Consider the following 20,184-nt stretch of genomic DNA (forward strand, 5'->3'; position numbering starts at 1 on the left):
TACCGTCCGGCCGGTACGGGAGCCGTCGCACCGCCGGTGCGAAAGCCGCCACGGCAGGCGTTCAGCGGGACTGCGCCCAGCCGACGAGCTCGCGCAGGACGTCCTCCATCGTGACCATGCCGACCAGCCGGTCGCCCTCGTCCAGGACCGCCGCGAGATGGGTCCGGCTGCGCCGCAGCGCGGTCAGCACGTCGTCCAGCGGAGTAGCCGCGCGGACCCGGGCGATCGGCCGCAGAGCCGTCACCGGGAAGGGCGCGTCGCGGGGCGTGGCGTCCAGGGCGTCCTTCACGTGGAGATAGCCCAGGATGCGGCCCTCGCTGTCCATCACCGGGAAGCGGGAGAACCCGGACTCGTGCGAGAGCCGCTCCAACTCCTCCGGAGTGGTGCCGACCCGGGTGTACAGCACCCGGTCCACCGGCATGACCACATCCCGTACCGGCCGCCGGCCCAGCTCCAGGGCGTGGCGCAGCCGCTCCGCTGAGCGGTCGTCGACCAGCCCCGCGTCCCCGGCGTCCTTCACCAGCCGGGCCAGTTCGTCGTCCGAGAACGTCGCGGAGACCTCGTCCTTCGTCTCCACCCGCAGGAGCTTGAGCAAGGCGTTGGCGAAGGCGTTGATCGCGAAGATCACCGGACGCAGCGCACGGGCCACCGCGACCAGCGGCGGCCCCAGCAGCAGCGCGCTGCGCGCCGGTTCGGCCAGCGCGATGTTCTTCGGCACCATCTCGCCCAGCAGCATGTGCAGATAGGTCGCCACGCTCAGCGCGATCACGAAGGAGAGCGGGTGCACCAGTCCGTGCGGCACCCCCACCGCGTCGAAGACCGGCTCCAGCAGATGGGCGATGGCGGGCTCGGCCACGATGCCCAGCACCAGGGTGCACAGCGTGATGCCGAGCTGGGCGGCGGCCAGCAGGGCCGACACGTGCTCCAGCCCCCAGATGACGCTGCGGGCCCGCCGGTCGCCGGTCTCGGCCTGCGGCTCGATCTGGCTCCGGCGTACGGAGATCAGGGCGAACTCGGCGCCCACGAAGAAGGCGTTGACCACCAGGGTCAGCAGACCGATGAAGAGCTGAAGAACGGTCACCGGCCCTCCTCCGCCCGCTCCTCGGCACCGGGCAGCGGCGCGTGCAGCAGTGCCCGCGCGGCCCGTCGGCCCGTGGCGTCGACCACGTCGATCCGCCACCCCGACAGCTCGACGGTGTCGTCCACCGTCGGGATCCGTCCGAGCTCGGCGGCGATCAGCCCGGCCAGCGTCTCGTAGGGCCCGTCGGGAACCCGCAGCCCGATCCGGCTCAGCTGGTCGGTACGGGCCGCGCCGTCGGCCGACCACAGGGTGCGGCCGCCGGCGTCCTCACCGGCGGCCGCCAAATCGGGCGTCTCGTGCGGATCGTGCTCGTCACGGACCTCGCCGACGACCTCCTCCACGATGTCCTCCAACGTCACGACCCCCGCCGTACCGCCGTACTCGTCGATCACCACAGCCATGGCGAGATTGCCGGACAGCTGGTCCAGCAGCCGGTCCACGGTGAGCGTCTCCGGTACGAGGAGGGGTTCACGCAGCATCTCCGAAACCCGCTTGCGGGGGCGCTCGCCGGCCGGGACCGCCAGCACGTCCTTGATGTGGGCCACGCCGACCACGGTGTCCAGACTGCCGCGGTAGACGGGGAAGCGGGAGAGACCGGTGGCGCGGGTCGCGTTGGCCACGTCCTCGGCCGTCGCCCGCACCTCCAGCGCGGTCACCTGGACCCGAGGGGTCATCACGTTCTCCGCGGTCAGCTGCGCCAGATTCAGGGTGCGTACGAAGAGTTCGGCGGTGTCCGCCTCCAGCGCCCCCTCCTTCGCGGAGTGCCGCGCCAGCGCGACCAGCTCCTGGGGGCTGCGGGCGGAGGCCAGCTCCTCGGTCGGCTCCAGGCCGAAGCGGCGCACGATCCGGTTCGCCGTGCTGTTGAGGTGGCTGATGAAGGGGCGGAACACGGCGGTGAACACCCGCTGGGGGGTGGCGACCGCCTTGGCCACGGACAGCGGCGAGGAGATCGCCCAGTTCTTCGGCACCAGCTCGCCGACCACCATCAGGACCACCGTGGACAGCGCCGTACCGATGACGAGGGCCAGCGTCGACGCCGCGGCCGGAGGCAGCCCGGCGGCCTCCACCGGGCTGCGGACGAGCTTGGCGATCGACGGCTCGGAGAGCATGCCGATCACCAGGTTGGTGACGGTGATCCCGAGCTGCGCGCCCGAGAGCTGGAAGGTCAGGCTCCGTACGGCCTTCAGAGCGCTCGCCGCACCCCGGTCACCCCGCTCGACGGCCCGCTCCAGCTCCCCGCGCTCCACCGTGGTCAGGGAGAACTCCGCCGCGACGAAGGCGCCGCACGCGACACAGAGCAGAAGGGCGACGAGCAGCAGAAGCACTTCGATCATCGGTTCACCTCCGTCCCATGATCGGGCAGGGCCGGACGGATCGCGCGGTGTCGGCTACTGGGGGGCTCGCCCATGGGCGGACGCTCACACCTTTCGGCAGAGGCAGGTGGGGGACGGAAGAAGACCTCATCGTAGGGCGTCTGCCCAGCCGCCCCCGGCCGTACCGCCCCCAGCCGCCCCCGGCCGTACCGCGTCAGTTGGTGAGGTGCTTCACCCAGCGGCTCCACTGCGGCTCGGGCCCGTACCCCGCCGCCCGCCAGGCGTGCTGTGCCAGCTCGTTGCGGTCCAGCACCATGGCGTCGGCGCGACGTCCGCCGAGAGCCGCGAAGCGTTCCTCCGCCGCCGCGAGAAGGGCGCCGCCCACGCCCCTGCGGCGCTGCTCCGGATGGACCGCGAGCCGGTAGAGATGGCAGCGCCAGCCGTCGAAGCCCGCGATCACGGTGCCCACCAGCGCTCCGTCCCGCTCCGCCAGGATCAAGGCGTGCGGGTCCCGTTCCACCAGGCGCGCGACCCCCTCGCCGTCGTCGCTGATGCTGGTGCCCTGAGCGGACACCTTCCAGAAGGCGAGCACCCGGTCCGGATCGGCAGCCGTCGCGGACCGTATCGAAAGATCGTTCATGACGGCCATCCCACCACCGGCCGGCCCCGGAGGTCGACCGCTTTCCCGGGCCTCCTCTTGCCGGTGCTAGCACGGTCGCGCTAGCTTGGAAGGGTGCCCAAGACTCAGCTGAACGTCCGAGTGGACGAGGCCACCGCCGAGGCCGCGCGGCAGCGTGCGCTCCAGAGGGGGATGAGCGTGAACCGCTACATAGAGGAGCTCGTCAAACAGGACGCCGGCGAGGTGGGACACACCTTCGTCGAGGCCGCCGCCGACTTCATGAAGCAGTACGAGTCGGTCTTCGCCGAGGAGTTCGGCCCGGAGCGCGAAGGCACCCGTTGAACCTGCGGATCGACCTTTCCTGGCTGCTCATGGTCGCCGAGCACAAGACACCCGGTGACCCCCAGGTCGTCGACTGGGGCGCCCTCGTCGCCGCGGTCGCCCGCCACGAGGCGGAGATCTTCGGCAGCGCCGTATACAGCGACCCGCACACGCGGGCGGCCGCCCTGTTGCAGCTGCTGCTGCATGTGCCCGCCCTCGAACGCTCCAACGCGATGTTCGCCTCGGCCGTCGCGTACGGCTATCTGGTCGCCTCCGGGCTGAAGGTCATCACCTCGCCGGAGCAGGTGCGCGACCTTGCCCTCCTGGTCAAGCAGGGCAAGGCGGACGTGCGAGCCATCGCGGACGAGCTGCGCCAGTGGAGCGTGTGAGACACGAGCTGGTCAGTCCGGGGTGAACGGCTTGCGGGCCACGCCCAGGACGCAGGGGGACGACGGGAACTGCAGACCCTTCTCCGGGATCCGCAGCCTGCGGTACGTCCCCGTCTCGAAGCCCGCCGCCTCGATCGCGGCCAGCGGATCCCGTGCCGTGTGACAGCCGCCGAAGAGCAGGGGCCACACCGTCCGGTCCGCCGTGCGCTGTGCGGCCGCCAGGGCTCTGCCCGGTGCCAGTCCGTGTTCGAAGAACCGCAGTTCACCACCCGGGCGCAGGACCCGCATGATCTCGGCGAGCGCCTTCGGCAGGTTCCGTACGGTGCACAGGACCAGTGAGGCCACCGCCGCGTCGAAGGCCTCGCTCTTGACCGGGAGGGCCTCGGCCGCCCCCGGCACCACGTCCACCGGCACCTCGGCGAGCAGCCCGGCGCGAACGGCGATCTGCCGCAGCGAGCGCTCGGGCTCCAGCGCCACGACCTCCGAGACGGCCCCCGGGTGGTGGGCGAAGTTCAGCCCGTTCCCCGCCCCGATCTCGATGACGCGGCCGGAGAGCCCCGCCAGCAGTTCCTCGCGGTACGCGGCGACGCCGCCTTTGAGGTCAGCCGTCACGCTCAGCCGGGCGTAGAAGCGGGCGAAGACCGGGTGGTGCACGGGGTCCCGCGGGAGCTTCCTGCTGCGCGGCTGCATGACGGACCTCCGGGAGGGAGAGGAGGACGTACGGCTCTCCTCACCGATTCTCCCCCGTACGGACCGGTACAGGCATGTCCGTACGGCACCGAGGCCGGGGCATGTATGTACGGCACCGGGGCCGACCATGTCCGTACGGCGCCGGGGCCCGGCACGTCCGTACGGCACCGGGGCAGACCCCCGAGTCACAGCGACGGCACGGTCCAGGTCCCTCCGAGCTCCGGGGCCAGCCAGCCCGCCGCCCTGGCCGCGAAATCGGCGCCCGCCAGGGCCCCCGCCCCGGCCGGCACGGCTCCCAGCAGCGGGGCGCCGGCCGCCACCGGCAGATCCTCGATGTTGCACCGGGAAGCGAGATCGGGACGGTCCGGCATGCTGCCCACCACGACGCCCAGGCACTCCAGTCCCCGGGCCCGCAGCGCCTCGGCCGTCAGGGCCGTGGCATTCAGCGTGCCCAGGCCCGCGGGCGCCACCACCAGCACCGGCGCGGACAGCAGCCGGGCGGCGTCCGCGAGCGTGCCGCCCTCGTCGTCGAACCGGACGAGCAGCCCGCCCGCCCCCTCCACCAGCACCAGATCGTGCTCGGTGGCCAGCTTCTGAGCCGCCTCGGCCACCTCGCGCGGCCGCACCGGGACGAGCCCCGCCCGCCGCGCCGCCGTGGCCGGGGCCAACGGCTCGGGGAACCGGGCCAGTTCGACCGCGGTCACACGGTCACCCGCCAGACGGGCCACCTCGGCCGCATCACCCGGCTCCCCGGGCGCGAGCCCGGTCTGCGCGGGCTTGAGCACCGCGACCCGGCGTCCCCGCGCGGCGGCCGCCACCGCGGCGGTCACCACCGTCTTGCCGATCTCCGTGCCCGTACCGGTCACCACGAGAATCGTCATGTCAGCCCTCCCGAGCCGCGGCACACACGGCCCGGCAGATCCGTCGTACGTCATCGTCCCCGGTGACGTACGGCGGCATCGTGTACACCAGCTCGCGGAACGGCCGCAGCCACACGCCCTCGCGCACGGCCGCCCGGGTCGCCGCCGCCATGTCCACCTCGTGGTCCAGCTGGACGACCCCGATCGCCCCCAGGACACGTACGTCCACGACGCCGGGGAGGTCCGACGCGGGCGCCAGACCGGAGCGCAGCCCCGCGCCGATCCGCGAGACCTCGCCCTCCCAGTCCTGTCCGAGCAGCAGGTCCACCGAGGCCGAGGCGATCGAGGCGGCCAGCGGGTTGCCCATGAACGTCGGGCCGTGCGCCAGCACCGGCACCTCGCCGCGAGAGATCCCCTCTGCCACCCGCGAGGTGCACAGCGTCGCCGCCATCGTGAGATAACCGCCGGTCAGCGCCTTGCCGACGCACATGACGTCCGGCGAGACACCGGCGTGCCCGGCGGCGAACAGCTTCCCCGTCCGCCCGAAACCCGTCGCGATCTCGTCGAACACCAGCAGGACGTCCAGCTCGTCGCATGCCTCACGCAGCACCCGCAGATAGGCGGGGGAGTGGAACCGCATCCCGCCCGCTCCCTGCACCACCGGTTCCACGATCACCGCGGCCAGCTCGTCGGCGTGGTGCGCGATCAGCTCCCGCAGGTGGCTGACGTAGGCGGGGTCCGGCTCCGCGTCGAAGCCGTCCGGCGGGGCGTCGGCGAACACCTGCCGGGGCAGCGCCCCGGACCACAGCTCGTGCATTCCGCCGTCCGGGTCGCAGACCGACATCGGCTGCCAGGTGTCGCCGTGGTAGCCGCCGCGCCAGGTCAGCAGCCGGCGCTTCTCCGGGCGCCCGGCCGAACGCCAGAACTGCAGGCACATCTTGACGGCGACCTCGACCGAGACGGACCCCGAGTCGGCCAGGAAGACGTGCTGGAGAGGCTCGGGCGTGATCTCCACCAGCCGGGTGGCCAGCCGGACGGCGGGCTCGTGGGTGAGCCCGCCGAACATCACATGACTCATCCGGTCCAGCTGGCCGCGCGCGGCCTCGTTGAGGACCGGGTGGTTGTACCCGTGCACCGCCGACCACCAGGACGACATGCCGTCCACCAACTCGTTCTGCCCCTCGACGGGTTCGGCGAGCCTGAGCCGTACACCGGAGGCCGACTCGACGATCAGCGGCTCCTGCCGGCCGGGCATCGGACCGTAGGGGTGCCAGACGTGCGCGCGGTCCAGCGCCCGCAGTTCGTCGGTGGAGTACGGCTTCGGCGCGGCGGGTACGCCGTCCGAGGCGGCCCCGGAGGCGTACGGCTCGGCCCCCGGGGCGTATCGCTCACGGTCGTACGGCTCAGGCATTGGGCGCGAGATCCGTCCCGGCACCGCGGCGGCGGACCGCCACCAGATCCGTACGGGCCGCCCCGGCAGGGACGCTCTCCCCGGCGCCCGTGACAGTCGCCGACTCCGGTTCCGGTTCCCCGTGACCGCCGCACGGCCCGCAGCCTCCGCCGCCACCGTGCGAACCGCAGCCCCCGGCACCGGACGCTTCGTGCGAACCGCAGCCCGCCTTCTCCGGTGCGGCCGCCTGCGAACCGCAACCGCCGCCGAGCGCGTCGGCCCGGTGGCGGGGGAGCGTCGTCGTGCCCGCGCCCTCCACCTCGAAACCGGCGTCCGCGATCATGTCCAGGTCGGTCTGGCCGGCCTGGCCCTCGCTCGTCAGGTAGTCACCGAGGAAGATCGAGTTCACCAGGTGCAGCGCCAGCGGCTGCATCGAGCGCAGATGCACCTCGCGGCCCCCCGCGAGCCGGACCTCCACGTCGGGGCAGACGAAGCGGACCATGGCGAGGATGCGCAGGCAGCGCTGCGGGGTGAGGTTCCACTCCTTGGCCAGCGGCGTGCCCTCGAACGGGATCAGGAAGTTCACCGGCACCGAGTCCGGGTCCAGGTCCCGCAGTGCGAAGACGACGTCGACCAGGTCCTTGTCGCTCTCGCCCATCCCGGCGATCAGCCCGGAACACGCCGACAGGCCCGCGGCCTGGGCCTGCTGCACGGTCTCCACCCGGTCCGCGTACGTGTGGGTGGTCGTGATCGCCCCGTACGTCTCCTCGGACGTGTTGAGGTTGTGGTTGTACGCGTCGGCGCCCGCCGAACGCAGCCGGTCGGCCTGTCCGTCGGAGAGCAGACCGAGACAGGCGCAGACCTCGACGCCCTCGTTCTCTTCCTTGATGGCTTCGATGGTCTTGGTGACCCGGTCGACGTCCCGGTCCGTCGGCCCGCGCCCGCTCGCCACCAGGCAGACCCGCTTGGCGCCGCCCGCGACCCCGGCGGCGGCCGCCTTGGACGCCTCGTCCGGCTTCAGCCAGGTGTACTTGAGGATCCCGGCCTTGGAGCCCAGCCGCTGCGAGCAGTACGAGCAGTCCTCGGGGCAGAGCCCCGACTTCAGGTTGACCAGGTAGTTGAGTTTGACGCGCCGCCCGAACCACTGGCGGCGTACCTTGCCGGCCGCGGCCACCACGTCCAGCAGGTCGTCGTCGGAGGTCGCCAGCACGGCGAGCGCTTCTTCGCGGGTCGGCAGTTCGCGCCGCAGCCCCTTGTCCACCAGCGTGTTCAGCAGGTCCATGAAAGATGATCCTGGCTTACGGCACCGCCTCCAGCCAAGGAGGAACCAGACAGGAGACGTGGACGAGGGTGTGTGTATTGCCACACCCTGACCTGCTGCGCCCCCCGCTAGGGTCTGTGAGCTGCCTACAAAGGGGACCCTCCTATGTCCTTCGCCCCGTTCGACTGGATCGACGACGAGGCCCGCCGCCGGGCCGCCGCCGGACTCGTCCGGGCCCTGCGCCCGAGGAGTGCGGCGGCCGGGCTCCTCGACCTCGCGAGCAACGACTACCTGGGCCTCACCCGGCACCCCGAGGTCACCACCGCCGCCGCCGGTGCCGCCCACCGCTGGGGTGCGGGCGCGACGGGGTCCCGGCTGGTCACCGGCTCCACCGCGCTGCACGCCGAACTCGAACGGGAACTCGCCGATTTCTGCGGCTTCGAGGCGGCCCTCGTCCTCTCCTCCGGCTACGCGGCCAATCTGGCGGCCCTGACGGCACTGACCGGGCGCGGTTCACTCATCGTCTCCGACGCGGGCAACCACGCGTCCATCGTGGACGGCTGCCGGCTCTCCCGTGCGGAGACCGCGGTCGTCCCGCACGCCGATCCGGAGGCGGTCGCCAAGGCGCTCCAGTCCCACGGAGGGCGGGCGCTCGCCGTCACCGACTCCGTCTTCTCGGTCGACGGGGACGCGGCACCCCTGTCCGCCCTGGCCGAGGTCTGCCGCACCGCGAACGCCGCGCTCGTCGTGGACGACGCCCACGGCCTCGGCGTCCTCGGGGACGGTGGACGCGGCGCCCTCGCCGCCGCAGGACTGGCGGGCGGCGAGGGGACCGTCGCCACGCTCACCCTCTCCAAGTCCCTGGGCAGCCAGGGCGGCGCGGTCCTCGGACCGGCCCGGGTCATCGATCACCTGGTGAACACGGCCCGTACGTTCATCTTCGACACCGGTCTCGCCCCGGCCGCGGCGGGCGGCGCACTGGGCGCGCTCCGGCTGCTGCGCCGGGAACCGGAACGGGCGGCCAGGGCCCGGGAGGTGGCCACCGCACTGTACGGGCGGCTCACCGCCGCCGGACTGACCGCGGTCCGGCCCGACGCGGCGGTCGTCTCCGTCCGGGCGCCCTCCGCGGACGCGGCGGTGCGGTGGGCGGCCGACTGCCGCGGGGCCGGGGTGGCGGTCGGGTGCTTCCGTCCGCCGTCGGTGCCGGACGGCGTCTCCCGGCTGCGGCTGACCGCGCGGGCGGACCTGACCGAGGAGCAGATCACGGCCGCGGTGTCCACGGTCGTCGCCACCGCTCCCCGGGAGGCACTGGCTCCGCTCAGCTGAAGGGACGCGGCGCCAGCCCGGCCACGAACGTGGTCCAGGCCGACGGGGAGAAGCGCAGCGGCGGCCGTTCCACGTCCTTGGAGTCGCGTACGGCGAGGAGCGGCCCGCCGTACTCCGATCCGTAGAGCTGTGCGGTCTCCACGCAGTTGTTCATTCCGGTGGAGCGGCTGCTGCGGCGCCACAGCAGTGGCCTCCCAGCGGGCGGTACGGCGTGTGGTGCGAGACGGTCGGACATGATGCCCCCCTCGGGCAGTCGGACGTCCTAACGGAAGCCGCAGCGGATCGCGGCGAGGAGCTCCAGCGATTGATCCGGCGTCAGTGCGTGCGTCTGCAAGGTGCGGAAGGCCGAGCTGTACGCCTCGAGGTCTTCTTTCCGCTCCAGATAGAGGCTACTCGTCAAGTGGTCAAGAACGACCACATCCAGATCGGAAATGTTCGGAAAGGAGAAGATAACGAAAGGGGAGGTGAGTCCGACATACCCGCCGACGGAGAACGGGAGCAACTGGAGGGCCAGATGGGGAAGTTGGGCCATCTGTGTCAGATGGTGCAGCTGGTCCCGCATCACCTCGGGCCCGCCCACCTCCCGGTGCAGCACCGCCTCGTCCAGCACGGCGGTGAACCGCAGCGGCGGCTTCGCGCGCAGCACCCTCTGACGCGCCAGCCGCACCTCGACCAGCGAGTCCAGACGGTCCGCCGGCAGTCCGTCCAGCGAGGCGCGGGTCACCGCCCGCGCGTAGCCGGCCGTCTGGAGCAGCCCCGGCACCACCGACGTCTCCAGGGTCCGCACCGTACTGGCCTGGGACTCCAGGCTGATGAAGTCGCGGTACTGGGGCGGGATCAGGCCCCGGTAGGCGTGCCACCACCCCGAGCCGCCGCCGCCCGCCGACCCGGCGAGCACTTCGAGCAGGGCGCGCAGCTGCGTGTCGCGCACCGCGTAGATGTCGAGCAGACGCGTCACGTCCTCGGGGCTGACCCCGCTGGCGCCGGTCTCGATACGGCTCACCTTCGACTGGTGCCAGCCGAGCAGGCGCGCCGCGTCCCGGCTGGTCAGTCCGGAGGCGTGCCGCAGACTCCGTAACTCCTCGCCGAGCTTCCGTCGTCGGACGACGGGGCCGTGCAGCATCCAGGTCTCCTCGCACTGTGCGGTACGGAACGGGACGGGTCCGACACACACCGCAAGGTTCGGGCCCGCAGGGGGGTCAGTGTGCCCTTCGTCCGGGTTGTGCGGGACCCGAATTCACCGCTTCGAGCGACAGATATATGCATATCTTGGTCGAACGTCGTTACAGCGAGCTCCAACAGTGGCAGTCTGGCGCGAAGCACAATCCTGGCCGACTGCCGGTCGGCCGGGGCGCGAAAGGGACGGCGTCGCCATGGCAGACCATCAGGAAGCAACCGTCACCCTGCCGAGCGATCCGGTCTCGGTCTCCTCGGCCCGCAGATATGTGGCCAGGACGTTGGCCGAATGGGGCCTCTCCGAGGACACGGATCTCGCCGACACCATCCGGCTGATCATCTCCGAGCTCACCACCAACGCCGTCCAGCACACCTTCGGCCAGTCGCCCACCTTCACGGTCGATCTGCGCCTCGAACGCGACGAGGAACTGCGCCTCGGGGTGACGGACAGTCACCCCCGGTGGCCCCAGCGGCTGCCCGCGGCCGTACGGCAGGACAACGGGCGGGGCATGGTGATCATCCGGACACTGGCCAAGGAATACGGGGGACGGCTCACGGTCGTGCCGACGGCGGAGGGCGGCAAGACGGTCTGGATCGCGCTGCCCTGGGCGGTGCCATTCCAAGGCTGACGGCACGGTTCGGGGAACCGGCGGCGCAGGGGGCCGCCACCCGGCCGATCCCGCTCCGCAGCACGGCGAGCAGCGCCGCCGGCCGCGGCGGTCGCCCGGTCGCCGCGGTGCACCACGGAGATCGTCGCCAGGACCACTCCTCGAACAGCAGGGGCTCGACGGTGACACCTGGGGCCGGCGGGTCGGCCACCGCCTGTTCGTAGGTGTGGGTCAGCGCCAGGTCCACCTCGCCCGCGGTGACCGCCGCGATTCCGCCCGGCGGCTCGTACCCGGTGACGGCCGGATCGACCTCCGGATGGGCCCGCGGCAGCGGCGTGGCGCTCACCGGACTGCACTGGTGCTGGCGACCGGGCCCCTCCTGCGCCGAGAGCGCCCAGGAGGGCCGCCGGAGCCTTGCGGGCGGCGCCGAGGCGCGCGGCGTACCGCCCGCAAGGGAAGAGCGTCCGGCCGGTGGGTCAGCGGACCCGTCCGTACCAGACGCTCTTGGACCAGATTTTCGCCTTGCGCACCACGTCCCCGGATTTGGGGGAGTGCCAGATCTTCCCGCCCCCGGCGTAGATGCCCACGTGGTAGACGCTGCGCCCGGAATGGAAGAAGACCAGGTCGCCGGGTTTCCGCTTCGACGAGGAGATACGGCTGGTCTTGTTGTACTGCTGCTGTGCTGTGCGGGGAAGTTTCTTCCCGGCCTTCTTGAACGAGTAGAGAGTCAGCCCCGAGCAGTCGAACCGGTTGGGACCTGCGGCCCCGTACTTGTAGGGAGCGCCCTTCTTCGACGCGGCGACCTTCAGCGCCTTCGTCGAATGGGTGGCGGCCTCGGCATCGTCGACCAGCCCTGGTGCCAGCATCGAGGACGTCACGGCCAGGGTGAGCACGGAAGCCGTACCGACCCGGGCGAACAGAGACGGGACATGAACCTGCGCAGACATGCGCAACCCTTCGTCAGCCGCCTGTGAAGGATGACCTGTCGGGTTCGGGCTGGCGAAGTTGCCCGGCCGCTCGACGCGGCTTCACCCCGAGGGCTTCCCGGTCTCCCGGTCGGCCCGTTGTGCTCGGGTCCTCCACTCCTGCCGATCCACTCCTGTCGACCAGTCATCCGGGAGGCGGCAGGACTCGGCGTCCACCCGGACCGCCCCGCCGCGGTGGCGGGGGCTTGTCGTCCCAGGGATCTTGACTCACGAAGTGCCGGATTTCCGAGTCGAAACAGGGATTTGTGAGTCTCCTCACCACTGATCCATTCAGGTGGACAGGGGGGATTCGCCCCCGCCGACGAGCCGGGCGCACGCCCTCGTACCAGCGACGAAAGGCCGCATTTCGAGTACGACTCCCGCGTCGGGCGCAAGTTGAGCCGTCGCTCGCGCGGGTGATCGCCTACGCCGAACGAGCGAGGGAAATCGATCGCGGGACCGGGCGTGTCGCACGGCAGGACGACCGGCCCGCTCCCGTCATGCGCTCCCGGCGCGCAGCGCGGCTCAGTTCGGGGTCGGCGGTACGGCGACCCGGCCCGCCCGCCGTTCGCCGTCCAGCACCCGCAGGGCACGCGCGAGCGTCGCCGCGTGGATCTGCCGCTCGCGCGGCGCGTTCGAGGAGGCCGGCCGTATGTCTCCGCCGCCCACCCCGGACGTGCTGCTGGGCCGGGTGCTCGGCCGGGTGCTGGACGGGGCGGTGTGCGGGCTCGAGCGCCGGACCTTCGCCGCCCTCGCTGTACCGCTCTGGTCCGAGACGCTGCGCGACGGGCGACTGGCGGCGCGGTCGGAGGAGGGTTACGCCGCGATGCGCGCCGCATGGACCGGACTGGTCGAGGCCTACCGGGACGCCGGAATCCTGGTCGGCGACGTGGTGGCCGACCATGTGGCGCGCGCGATGATCGCCACCGCCCGGGGCTTCATCGTGCAGGAGGCTCTCTTCGGGGACGTACGCCCCGAGGTGCTGGAGAACGGCTTGCGCGGGCCGATGTCCATGGGTCCGCAAAGGGCCAGTTAACGCGACGGAAAAACTTCCGCCCTAACGTGCAATACCTGGTCGCGGGAGCCGGGTTCGTCGTTCAACGAACTGTTGAACAGGGATAGGGTCCCGCTGCGCCCGGAGGCCGTTACCGGGCGGTGGACGATGAGGTGGAAGCGTGCAACTGACCCCGCACGAGCAGGAACGCCTGCTCATCCATGTGGCTGCCGACGTGGCCGAGAAGCGCCGGGCGCGCGGGCTGAAGCTCAATCACCCCGAGTCCGTCGCCCTCATCACCGCCCATCTGCTCGAAGGTGCCCGGGACGGCCGTACGGTCGCCGAACTCATGGTGTCCGGCCGCAAGCTGCTCACCCGGGACGAGGTCATGGAGGGCATCCCGGAGATGCTCCACGACGTCCAGGTCGAGGCCACCTTCCCGGACGGGACCAAGCTCGTCACCGTCCATGACCCGATCGTCTGACGGGGCCACGCCGATGATTCCCGGAGAGATCCTGTACGGGGACGGGGGCATCCCCCTCAACGAGGGGCGCCCGGTCACCCGCCTCACCGTTCTCAACGCCGCCGACCGCCCCGTCCAGGTCGGTTCCCACTACCACTTCGCCGAGGCCAACCCCGGGCTGCGCTTCGACCGGCAGGCCGCCCACGGACTGCGGCTGCACATCGCGGCCGGCACGGCGGTCCGCTTCGAACCCGGCATCCCCGTCGACGTCGAGCTCGTCCCCCTCGCCGGCCGCCGCATCGTCCCCGGCCTGCGCGGCGAGATGGGAGGTGCCCTCGATGCCTGACCTCAACAGGGCCGTGTACGCCGACCTCTTCGGGCCCACCACCGGCGACCGCATCCGCCTCGCCGACACCGGCCTCTTCGTCGAGATCGAGGAGGACCGCTCCGGCGGACCCGGCCACGCGGGCGACGAGGCGGTTTTCGGCGGCGGCAAGGTGATCCGCGAGTCCATGGGCCAGGCCCGCACCACCCGCGCCGAGGGCGCACCCGACACCGTCATCACCGGCGCGGTCGTGATCGACCACTGGGGCATCGTCAAGGCGGACATCGGCATCCGCGACGGCCGCATCACCGGCATCGGCAAGGCCGGGAACCCGGACACCATGGACGGGGTCCACCCCGACCTGGTGATCGGCCCCGAGACCGAGATCATCGCGGGCAACGGCAAGTTCCTGACCGCCGGAGCGGTCGACGCGCACGTCCACTTCATCTCACCGACCCTTCTCGACCAGGCGCTCTCCAGTGGGATCACCACCCTCGTCGGCGGCGGCACCGGACCCGCCGAGGGCACCAAGGCGACCACCATCACCCCGGGCCCCTGGCACCTTGCCCGGATGTTCGAGGCGCTGGAGGCCTTCCCCGTCAACATCGGGCTGCTCGGCAAGGGAAACACCACCTCCCGCGACGCCATGTACTCCCAACTGCGCGGCGGAGCACTGGGATTCAAGATCCACGAGGACTGGGGCGCCACCCCGGCCGCCATCGACGCCTGTCTCAACGTCTGCGAGGAGACCGGCGCCCAGCTCGCCATCCACACCGACACCCTCAACGAGGCCGGGTTCGTCGCCGACACCCTCGCCGCCATCGCCGGGCGCTCCATCCACGCGTACCACACCGAGGGCGCGGGCGGCGGGCACGCGCCCGACATCATCACCGTGGTCTCCGAGCCGTACGTCCTGCCGAGCTCGACGAACCCGACCCGGCCGCACACCGTCAACACCATCGAGGAACACCTCGACATGCTGATGGTCTGCCACCACCTCAACCCCGCCGTCCCCGAGGACCTCGCCTTCGCGGAGTCCCGGATCCGGCCTTCCACCATCGCGGCCGAGGACATCCTCCACGACCTCGGCGCCATCTCGATCATCTCCTCTGACTCGCAGGCGATGGGCCGCATCGGCGAGGTGATCCTGCGGACCTGGCAGACCGCCCACGTCATGAAGAAAAGGCGTGGTGCGCTGGCCGGGGACGGTGCCGCCGACAACCACCGGGTCCGTCGCTATGTCGCCAAATACACCATCAACCCGGCCGTCGCCCAGGGCCTGGACCGCGAGATCGGCTCGGTGGAGACCGGCAAGCTCGCCGACCTCGTGCTCTGGGACCCGGCGTTCTTCGGTGTGAAGCCGCAGACCGTCATCAAGGGCGGACAGATCGCGTACGCGCAGATGGGCGATGCCAACGCCTCCATCCCGACGCCCCAACCGGTCATGCCCCGGCCCATGTTCGGCGCGCTGGGCCGGGCGGCCGCACGCGGCTCCTTCAACTTCGTCACCCAGACGGCGATCGAGGACGGACTGCCCGAACGGCTCGGGCTGGACAAGCGGTTCACGCCGATCACCAGCACCCGGGGGGTCACCAAGACGGACATGCGGGAGAACGACGCGATGCCGCACGTCCACGTCGACCCCGACAGCTTCGCCGTCACCATCGACGGCGAACCGGTCGAACCGGCGCCGGCGGCGGAACTGCCCATGTCCCAGCGCTACTTCCTCTTCTGAGCCGGGTGGACCACCAGCCATGTCACGCGCAGCCCTGCTCGTCCTCGCCGACGGCCGGTTCCCCGCCGGCGGCCACGCCCACTCCGGCGGCGCCGAACCGGCCGTCACCCAGGGGCGCATCCGCGACGCCGGCGACCTCGCCGCCTTCTGCCGGGGCCGCCTGCACACCGCAGGGCTCACCGCCGCCGCCCTCGCCGCGGCGGCCGCCCACGGCCTCGACCCGCTCGCTCTGGACGAGGCCGCCGACGCCCGTACGTCCTCGCCCGCCCTGCGGGCCACCGCCCGCAAGCTGGGCCGGCAGATGATGCGCGCCGCCCGAGCCACCTGGCCGAGCCCCGAACTCGACGCGCTCGCCACCGCCCGGCCACGTGGCGCCCACCAGCCCGTCGTGCTCGGCCTCACCGCCAGGGCCGCCGGGCTGGGACCGAAGGACGCGGCGCACTGTGTCGCGTACGAGACGGTCAGCGGTCCGGCCACCGCCGTGGTCCGGCTGCTCTCCCTCGACCCGTTCCAGGCCACCGCCGTACTCGCCCGGCTCGCCCCCGAGCTGGACGAGGTGGCCGCTTGCGCCGCCGAGGCCGCCAGGCAGGGCATCGACGCCCTGCCCGCCGCCTCCGCCCCGCTCCTCGACATCACCGCCGAGGCGCACGCCGCCTGGCCGGTCCGCCTCTTCGCTTCCTGACCCTCGAACAAACAGGAGCAGCACCATGCACCTCGGCCACACCCACGACGGCCCCGCCGCCGTCAGCGCCGACGCCACCCGCCCCGACGGCACCCGGCGCGCCCTGCGCATCGGACTCGGCGGCCCCGTCGGCTCCGGCAAGACAGCCACCGTCGCCGCCCTCTGCCGCGAGCTGCGCGACCGGCTCTCCATCGCCGTCGTCACCAACGACATCTACACCCAGGAGGACGCCGCCTTCCTCCTCCGCAACGCCGTCCTGCCGCCCGAGCGCATCCAGGCGGTGGAGACGGGGGCCTGCCCGCACACCGCGATCCGCGACGACATCTCCGCCAACCTCGAAGCCGTCGAGGACCTGGAGGACGCGGTGGGCCCGCTCGACCTGATCCTCGTCGAGTCCGGCGGCGACAACCTCACCGCCACCTTCTCCAAGGGGCTCGTCGACGCCCAGGTCTTCGTCATCGACGTGGCGGGCGGCGACGACATCCCGCGCAAGGGCGGCCCCGGTGTCACCACCGCCGACCTCCTCGTCATCAACAAGACCGACCTCGCCCCCTACGTCGGCTCCGACCTCCGGCGGATGGCCCGGGACGCCAAGGAGCAACGCGGTGAACTCCCCGTACTCTTCACTTCCCTGACCTCGGCGGAGGGGGTCGGGCCGGTCGCCGACTGGGTGCGGGCGCAGCTCTCCGCCTGGACCGCATGAGCGTCCACGCCACCGCCCGCCTCCGCGCGGAGCCCGACGGGCGGGGCGGGACCGCGCTGCCCGTCCTGGAGAGCGACGGCCCGCTCGCGCTGCGCCGCACCCGCTCACCGTTCGCCGGATACGCCCGGGCCACCGTCGTCGGCGCCATGAGCGCACCCCTCAACGGCGATCGGCTGACCCTGGAGGCGGAGGCCGCCGACGGCGCGCGCCTCACCGTCGACGCGGCGGCGGCCACCGTCGCGCTGCCGGGCGCGCGGTCCGACGGCGAGCCGTCCACGTACACGGTGAGCCTGAGGGTGGGGGAGGGGGCCGCCCTGCGCTGGCTGCCCGAACAGCTCGTCTCCGCCCACGGCAGCGACCTGCACCAGACCACCCGGGTCGACATCGCGCCCTCCGCACGGCTGTTGCTGCGCGAGGAGCAGGTCCTCGGCCGCCACGGCGAACCCACCGGCGCCCTCACCACCCGGCTCACCGTCCGCCGGGCGGGCCGCCCGCTCCTGGACCAGCAACTGGCGTACGGGCCCGGCGCCCGCGGCGGCTGGGACGGTCCCGCGGTCCTTGGTGGCCACCGCGCGGTGGGCCAACTCCTCCTGGCCGACCCTTCCTTCGAGGGCGCCCCGCTCCCCGCCCGCCTCCTCGGTCCCACCGCCGCCCTCACCCCGCTGGCCGGACCCGCCGTCCTCGTCACAGCAGTGGCCGCCGACGCCCGCCTGCTGCGCGCGGTCCTGGACGAGGCGATGCGCGAGCTGCTGGACGGCCTCGAACCAGAGGCAGGCGGCGGCTGGGTCCGCTGAGCGGACTCTCCTCACTGCTCGGCGCGCGCGGGGCGCTGATCGCCGGCACACTCGTCGCGGGAGCGACAGCCGCACCGGCTGCCACCACGACCGGGCGGGCTCGAAGGCGCGCGGCGTCAGGATCGCCGCCGAGCGGTCGGCGAAGACAGGGACCGACCGGAAGAACCGTCCGGAGGACGGGGGCCTGGCCACCCCGTTCAGTGCGGCCGGGTGACCGTGCCGGTGTTCGGCCGGGGTCCGGAGGGACCTCAGCGCCGGCGCCGGTCGTACGCCTCCAGCCACGCGTCCTCCGCCGCGTAGTCGAAGAGCACCTCCCCGTAGTTCCGTGCCATCGTGGAGAACGCCTCCCGCCAGTCCCGCCCCGCCAGCTCCCCGGCCAGCCACTCGACGGTCTCCGGCAGCGACTCCACGTACCCCGTCACCGGCCGGTACCCGAGCTCCCGCTCCGCCGCCGTCATGTCGTACACGACGGGATGGGCCCCGCTCCACGGCGTCTCGCCCACGCCCCCCTCGGGTGCCGGACCGTCGACCAGGACCGTCTCCGTCTCCCGGCCCAGCACCGCGTCGATCGCCACCCCGATCTCGGCCACGGTCGGCGCCTGCGGGTCAGCCGCGTTGAGCACCCGCGAACCGGGCCGCCGGGCGGCCAGCCGGATCAGCTCGGCCGCGTTCTCGACGTGGAGCGGGTGGAAGCGGCTCTCGCCGCCGTACGCGAGGACCCGGCGCCGGCGCCCGTCGAGCAGCCGCTTCACGAAGTACAGCTCTCGCGGTGTGCGGCAGTGCGGGCCGTGGACCGCGCCCGCCCGCAGCAGGGTCACCGGCAGCGCGTCGCCCGCCGCCAGCAGCTCACGCTCCAGCAGGACCTTCCGGGTCCCGTACGTCGTGTCCCCCGGCTCCACCGTGCGCTGGGTCTCCGGCAGAGGAACCGGATAGCGGGGGAAGCCGTCGGGCTGTTCCTGGGTGTCGAAGCTGCGGCCCCGGTCGTCCTCGTACACCGCGCCGCTGGAGATCACGACGGCCGAACCGACCCGCCCGACGAACCCGGTCAGCTGCCGTGCGTGCGCCGGGCCGAAGGCGACCATGTCGACCAGGACGTCACAGCCCTCGCCGAGCGCCTTCTCCAGCGCGCCCTCCTCGTCCCGGTCGAGCGCCAGGACGCGGACCCCGTCACCCCACCGCTCGTCCCGGCCGCCGCCGCGCGAGACGGCGGTCACCTCCCAGCCGTCCCCGGCGAGCGCACTCACCGCGGCCCGCCCGATCTGTCCTGTCGCTCCCAGCACCCATGCGTGTCCCTGGTTCATGGTGACGACGCTAGGGGGAGCGGGCCCGGCCGGACCAGCCCGCTCTGCCGGTGGCGAATCCGCCCTCAGCGTCGCAGCTTGGGGAACTTCCTCGGCGGCGCGGCCTCCTGCTCGGCGGCCTTCACCTTCGCCGCGTACTCGTCCACGTACTCCTGGCCGGACAGTTCGAGGATCGCGTACATGATCTCGTCCGTCACGGCCCGGATCGCGGCCTTCTGGTTCTCCATGCCCGCGTACCGCGAGAAGTCCAGCGGCTCACCGAACCGGATCGCGACCTGCTTGATCTTCGGGAGGGTCTGGCCGGGCGGCTGGATCTCGAATGTCCCGAGCATGGCGCACGGGACCACCGGCACCTGTGCGGTGATCGCCATGACCGCCACCCCGACCTTGCCCTTGTAGAGCCGGCCGTCGTGCGAGCGGGTGCCTTCCGGATAGATCCCCAGCAGCTCGCCCTTGCCCAGCACCCCCAGGCCCTCGCGGATCGCCACCTGGCCCGCGTCCTTGCCCGAGCGGTCCACCGGGATCTGCCCCGCGCTGCGGAAGAAGGCGGCGGTGAGCTTGCCCTTGATGCCCGGGCCGGTGAAGTACTCGGCCTTCGCGAGGAAGGTGATGCGGCGCTTGATGATGGCGGGCATGAGGAAGTGGTCGGAGAAGGAGAGATGGTTCCCCGCGACGATCGCCGCGCCTTCCTCCGGGATGTTCTCCAGGCCCTCGATACGAGGGCGGAACAGCACCCGCAGCACGGGTCCCAGCACGACATACTTCAGGACGTAATAAAACACCTTGTGGGTGCACCTCGCTCTGCCGGGCCGGCGTCAGGGCTGCGTACTACCAGGTCATGGTCGTGCCGGGGACCGACAGTTTAGGTCCCCGGCATCACCGTGCGACCGTAGCGAACCGGTCACCCGGGCTCGTACCCGCCACCGGGCCCGTCAGGCGTGTCCGGCGCGACGGTCAGGTGTCCTGGCGCGGCCGTCAGGTGTCCTGGGTGGCCAGCATGCCGAGTGTGCACAGTCCCAGCACCACCCAGCCGAACCAGAGCCAGCCACTGCTTCCCAGTGCCACCGTGTACGCCGTCACCGTGACCAGCGCCCCGACGGTCAGATATCCCATGGTTCTCGTCGATCCGGACATGCGCGCACCCTCCTCGTCGGCCGCGCGGCCGTTGTCCCCATGGTCACCCCGACA

24 protein-coding genes, 2 pseudogenes and 1 riboswitch are annotated in these 20,184 nt (G+C 72.1%); of the genes and pseudogenes, 11 read left to right on the forward strand and 15 right to left on the reverse strand.

Annotation, left to right across the window (positions count from 1 at the left end; genetic code table 11):
• Nucleotides 1-61: 61 nt before the first annotated feature.
• From ABZ154_RS22085 to ABZ154_RS22095, 3 genes are all read right to left on the reverse strand, one after another.
• Nucleotides 62-1,081: a hemolysin family protein gene (locus ABZ154_RS22085; protein ID WP_356835099.1), complete on the reverse strand. Its 1,020-nt coding sequence runs from the start codon at nt 1,079-1,081 to the stop codon at nt 62-64.
• Nucleotides 1,078-2,415 carry a hemolysin family protein gene (locus ABZ154_RS22090; protein ID WP_356835101.1) on the reverse strand — a complete coding sequence of 446 codons (1,338 nt, stop codon included), beginning with the start codon at nt 2,413-2,415 and terminating at the stop codon, nt 1,078-1,080. Before ABZ154_RS22090 ends, ABZ154_RS22085 begins: the two co-directional genes overlap by 4 nt.
• A 193-nt stretch (nt 2,416-2,608) precedes the next feature.
• On the reverse strand, nt 2,609-3,043 hold the full coding sequence (locus ABZ154_RS22095) for a GNAT family N-acetyltransferase (protein ID WP_356835103.1): 435 nt from the start codon (nt 3,041-3,043) through the stop codon (nt 2,609-2,611).
• An 84-nt stretch (nt 3,044-3,127) separates the two neighbouring features.
• On the opposite strand from ABZ154_RS22095, the gene ABZ154_RS22100 reads away from it, so the two are divergent.
• Nucleotides 3,128-3,355, forward strand: a complete 228-nt coding sequence (locus tag ABZ154_RS22100; protein ID WP_014157595.1) for a hypothetical protein — start codon at nt 3,128-3,130, stop codon at nt 3,353-3,355.
• The gene (locus tag ABZ154_RS22105) at nt 3,352-3,723 is read left to right on the forward strand and encodes a hypothetical protein (RefSeq protein ID WP_018516085.1); all 372 of its coding nucleotides are present in this window, start codon (nt 3,352-3,354) and stop codon (nt 3,721-3,723) included. The genes ABZ154_RS22100 and ABZ154_RS22105 overlap by 4 nt, the downstream gene beginning before the upstream one ends.
• Before the next feature lie 12 nt (nt 3,724-3,735).
• Here ABZ154_RS22105 and ABZ154_RS22110 read toward each other — a convergent pair whose 3' ends face one another.
• The 4 genes from ABZ154_RS22110 to bioB all read right to left on the reverse strand — a co-directional run bounded on the left by ABZ154_RS22110 (nt 3,736) and on the right by bioB (nt 7,945).
• Nucleotides 3,736-4,413 carry a class I SAM-dependent methyltransferase gene (locus tag ABZ154_RS22110; protein ID WP_356835105.1) on the reverse strand — a complete coding sequence of 226 codons (678 nt, stop codon included), beginning with the start codon at nt 4,411-4,413 and terminating at the stop codon, nt 3,736-3,738.
• Between the two features lie 185 nt (nt 4,414-4,598).
• Complete coding sequence (gene bioD / locus ABZ154_RS22115; protein WP_356835107.1) at nt 4,599-5,294, reverse strand: dethiobiotin synthase; 696 nt, start codon at nt 5,292-5,294, stop codon at nt 4,599-4,601.
• A 1-nt stretch (nt 5,295) separates the two neighbouring features.
• Entirely contained in the window at nt 5,296-6,684 is a 1,389-nt protein-coding gene (locus ABZ154_RS22120; RefSeq protein WP_356835109.1) for an adenosylmethionine--8-amino-7-oxononanoate transaminase, read from the reverse strand.
• On the reverse strand, nt 6,677-7,945 hold the full coding sequence (bioB, locus tag ABZ154_RS22125; protein WP_356835111.1) for a biotin synthase BioB: 1,269 nt from the start codon (nt 7,943-7,945) through the stop codon (nt 6,677-6,679). The genes ABZ154_RS22120 and bioB overlap by 8 nt, the downstream gene beginning before the upstream one ends.
• Nucleotides 7,946-8,089: 144 nt before the next feature.
• On the opposite strand from bioB, the gene ABZ154_RS22130 reads away from it, so the two are divergent.
• Nucleotides 8,090-9,250 (forward strand): 8-amino-7-oxononanoate synthase, encoded by a 1,161-nt coding sequence (locus tag ABZ154_RS22130; protein ID WP_356835113.1) that lies wholly within the window; start codon nt 8,090-8,092, stop codon nt 9,248-9,250.
• Here ABZ154_RS22130 and ABZ154_RS22135 read toward each other — a convergent pair.
• Complete coding sequence (locus ABZ154_RS22135) at nt 9,243-9,485, reverse strand: DUF397 domain-containing protein (RefSeq protein ID WP_356835116.1); 243 nt, start codon at nt 9,483-9,485, stop codon at nt 9,243-9,245. The genes ABZ154_RS22130 and ABZ154_RS22135 overlap by 8 nt on opposite strands.
• A gap of 27 nt (nt 9,486-9,512) precedes the next feature.
• On the reverse strand, nt 9,513-10,373 hold the full coding sequence (locus tag ABZ154_RS22140; RefSeq protein ID WP_356835118.1) for a helix-turn-helix transcriptional regulator: 861 nt from the start codon (nt 10,371-10,373) through the stop codon (nt 9,513-9,515).
• Between the two features lie 250 nt (nt 10,374-10,623).
• Here ABZ154_RS22140 and ABZ154_RS22145 point away from each other — a divergent pair, with 250 nt between their 5' ends.
• Nucleotides 10,624-11,055, forward strand: a complete 432-nt coding sequence (locus tag ABZ154_RS22145; RefSeq protein ID WP_356835120.1) for an ATP-binding protein — start codon at nt 10,624-10,626, stop codon at nt 11,053-11,055.
• Nucleotides 11,056-11,191: 136 nt separating this feature from the next.
• Here the strand turns inward: ABZ154_RS22145 and ABZ154_RS22150 are convergent.
• From ABZ154_RS22150 to ABZ154_RS22160, 3 genes and pseudogenes are all read right to left on the reverse strand, one after another.
• Nucleotides 11,192-11,359 (reverse strand): annotated as a pseudogene (locus tag ABZ154_RS22150) (LysR family transcriptional regulator); the annotation flags it as partial.
• Between the two features lie 151 nt (nt 11,360-11,510).
• Complete coding sequence (locus tag ABZ154_RS22155) at nt 11,511-11,981, reverse strand: C40 family peptidase (RefSeq protein WP_356835122.1); 471 nt, start codon at nt 11,979-11,981, stop codon at nt 11,511-11,513.
• A gap of 3 nt (nt 11,982-11,984) precedes the next feature.
• Nucleotides 11,985-12,171, reverse strand: a riboswitch (cyclic di-AMP (ydaO/yuaA leader).
• Nucleotides 12,172-12,524: 353 nt separating this feature from the next.
• A complete protein-coding gene (locus tag ABZ154_RS22160; protein ID WP_356835161.1) occupies nt 12,525-12,668 on the reverse strand; it encodes a hypothetical protein in 144 nt (47 codons plus the stop codon).
• Here ABZ154_RS22160 and ABZ154_RS22165 point away from each other — a divergent pair.
• The 7 genes and pseudogenes from ABZ154_RS22165 to ABZ154_RS22195 form a co-directional block, all read left to right on the forward strand.
• Nucleotides 12,625-13,035 (forward strand): annotated as a pseudogene (locus tag ABZ154_RS22165) (TetR family transcriptional regulator C-terminal domain-containing protein); the annotation flags it as partial. The gene ABZ154_RS22160 and the pseudogene ABZ154_RS22165 overlap by 44 nt on opposite strands.
• 139 nt (nt 13,036-13,174) lie before the next feature.
• The gene (locus tag ABZ154_RS22170) at nt 13,175-13,477 is read left to right on the forward strand and encodes an urease subunit gamma (protein WP_109976838.1); all 303 of its coding nucleotides are present in this window, start codon (nt 13,175-13,177) and stop codon (nt 13,475-13,477) included.
• Nucleotides 13,478-13,490: 13 nt separating this feature from the next.
• The gene (locus tag ABZ154_RS22175; protein ID WP_356835157.1) at nt 13,491-13,802 is read left to right on the forward strand and encodes an urease subunit beta; all 312 of its coding nucleotides are present in this window, start codon (nt 13,491-13,493) and stop codon (nt 13,800-13,802) included.
• Nucleotides 13,795-15,516 (forward strand): urease subunit alpha, encoded by a 1,722-nt coding sequence (locus tag ABZ154_RS22180; RefSeq protein WP_356835124.1) that lies wholly within the window; start codon nt 13,795-13,797, stop codon nt 15,514-15,516. Before ABZ154_RS22175 ends, ABZ154_RS22180 begins: the two co-directional genes overlap by 8 nt.
• Before the next feature lie 19 nt (nt 15,517-15,535).
• Nucleotides 15,536-16,198 (forward strand): urease accessory UreF family protein, encoded by a 663-nt coding sequence (locus tag ABZ154_RS22185; protein WP_356835127.1) that lies wholly within the window; start codon nt 15,536-15,538, stop codon nt 16,196-16,198.
• A gap of 25 nt (nt 16,199-16,223) precedes the next feature.
• Nucleotides 16,224-16,901 (forward strand): urease accessory protein UreG, encoded by a 678-nt coding sequence (gene ureG, locus ABZ154_RS22190; RefSeq protein WP_356835129.1) that lies wholly within the window; start codon nt 16,224-16,226, stop codon nt 16,899-16,901.
• Nucleotides 16,898-17,695 carry an urease accessory protein UreD gene (locus tag ABZ154_RS22195; RefSeq protein ID WP_356835131.1) on the forward strand — a complete coding sequence of 266 codons (798 nt, stop codon included), beginning with the start codon at nt 16,898-16,900 and terminating at the stop codon, nt 17,693-17,695. The genes ureG and ABZ154_RS22195 overlap by 4 nt, the downstream gene beginning before the upstream one ends.
• A gap of 248 nt (nt 17,696-17,943) precedes the next feature.
• Here the strand turns inward: ABZ154_RS22195 and ABZ154_RS22200 are convergent, their stop codons facing one another.
• The 3 genes from ABZ154_RS22200 to ABZ154_RS22210 all read right to left on the reverse strand — a co-directional run bounded on the left by ABZ154_RS22200 (nt 17,944) and on the right by ABZ154_RS22210 (nt 20,130).
• Nucleotides 17,944-18,975: an NAD-dependent epimerase/dehydratase family protein gene (locus ABZ154_RS22200; RefSeq protein WP_356835159.1), complete on the reverse strand. Its 1,032-nt coding sequence runs from the start codon at nt 18,973-18,975 to the stop codon at nt 17,944-17,946.
• Nucleotides 18,976-19,061: 86 nt separating this feature from the next.
• Entirely contained in the window at nt 19,062-19,778 is a 717-nt protein-coding gene (locus ABZ154_RS22205; protein WP_356835133.1) for a lysophospholipid acyltransferase family protein, read from the reverse strand.
• A 193-nt stretch (nt 19,779-19,971) separates the two neighbouring features.
• On the reverse strand, nt 19,972-20,130 hold the full coding sequence (locus ABZ154_RS22210) for a hypothetical protein (RefSeq protein WP_167405160.1): 159 nt from the start codon (nt 20,128-20,130) through the stop codon (nt 19,972-19,974).
• Nucleotides 20,131-20,184: the final 54 nt, after the last annotated feature.

The organism is Streptomyces sp. NPDC006261, from assembly GCF_040613515.1.
GTDB lineage: Bacteria > Actinomycetota > Actinomycetes > Streptomycetales > Streptomycetaceae > Streptomyces.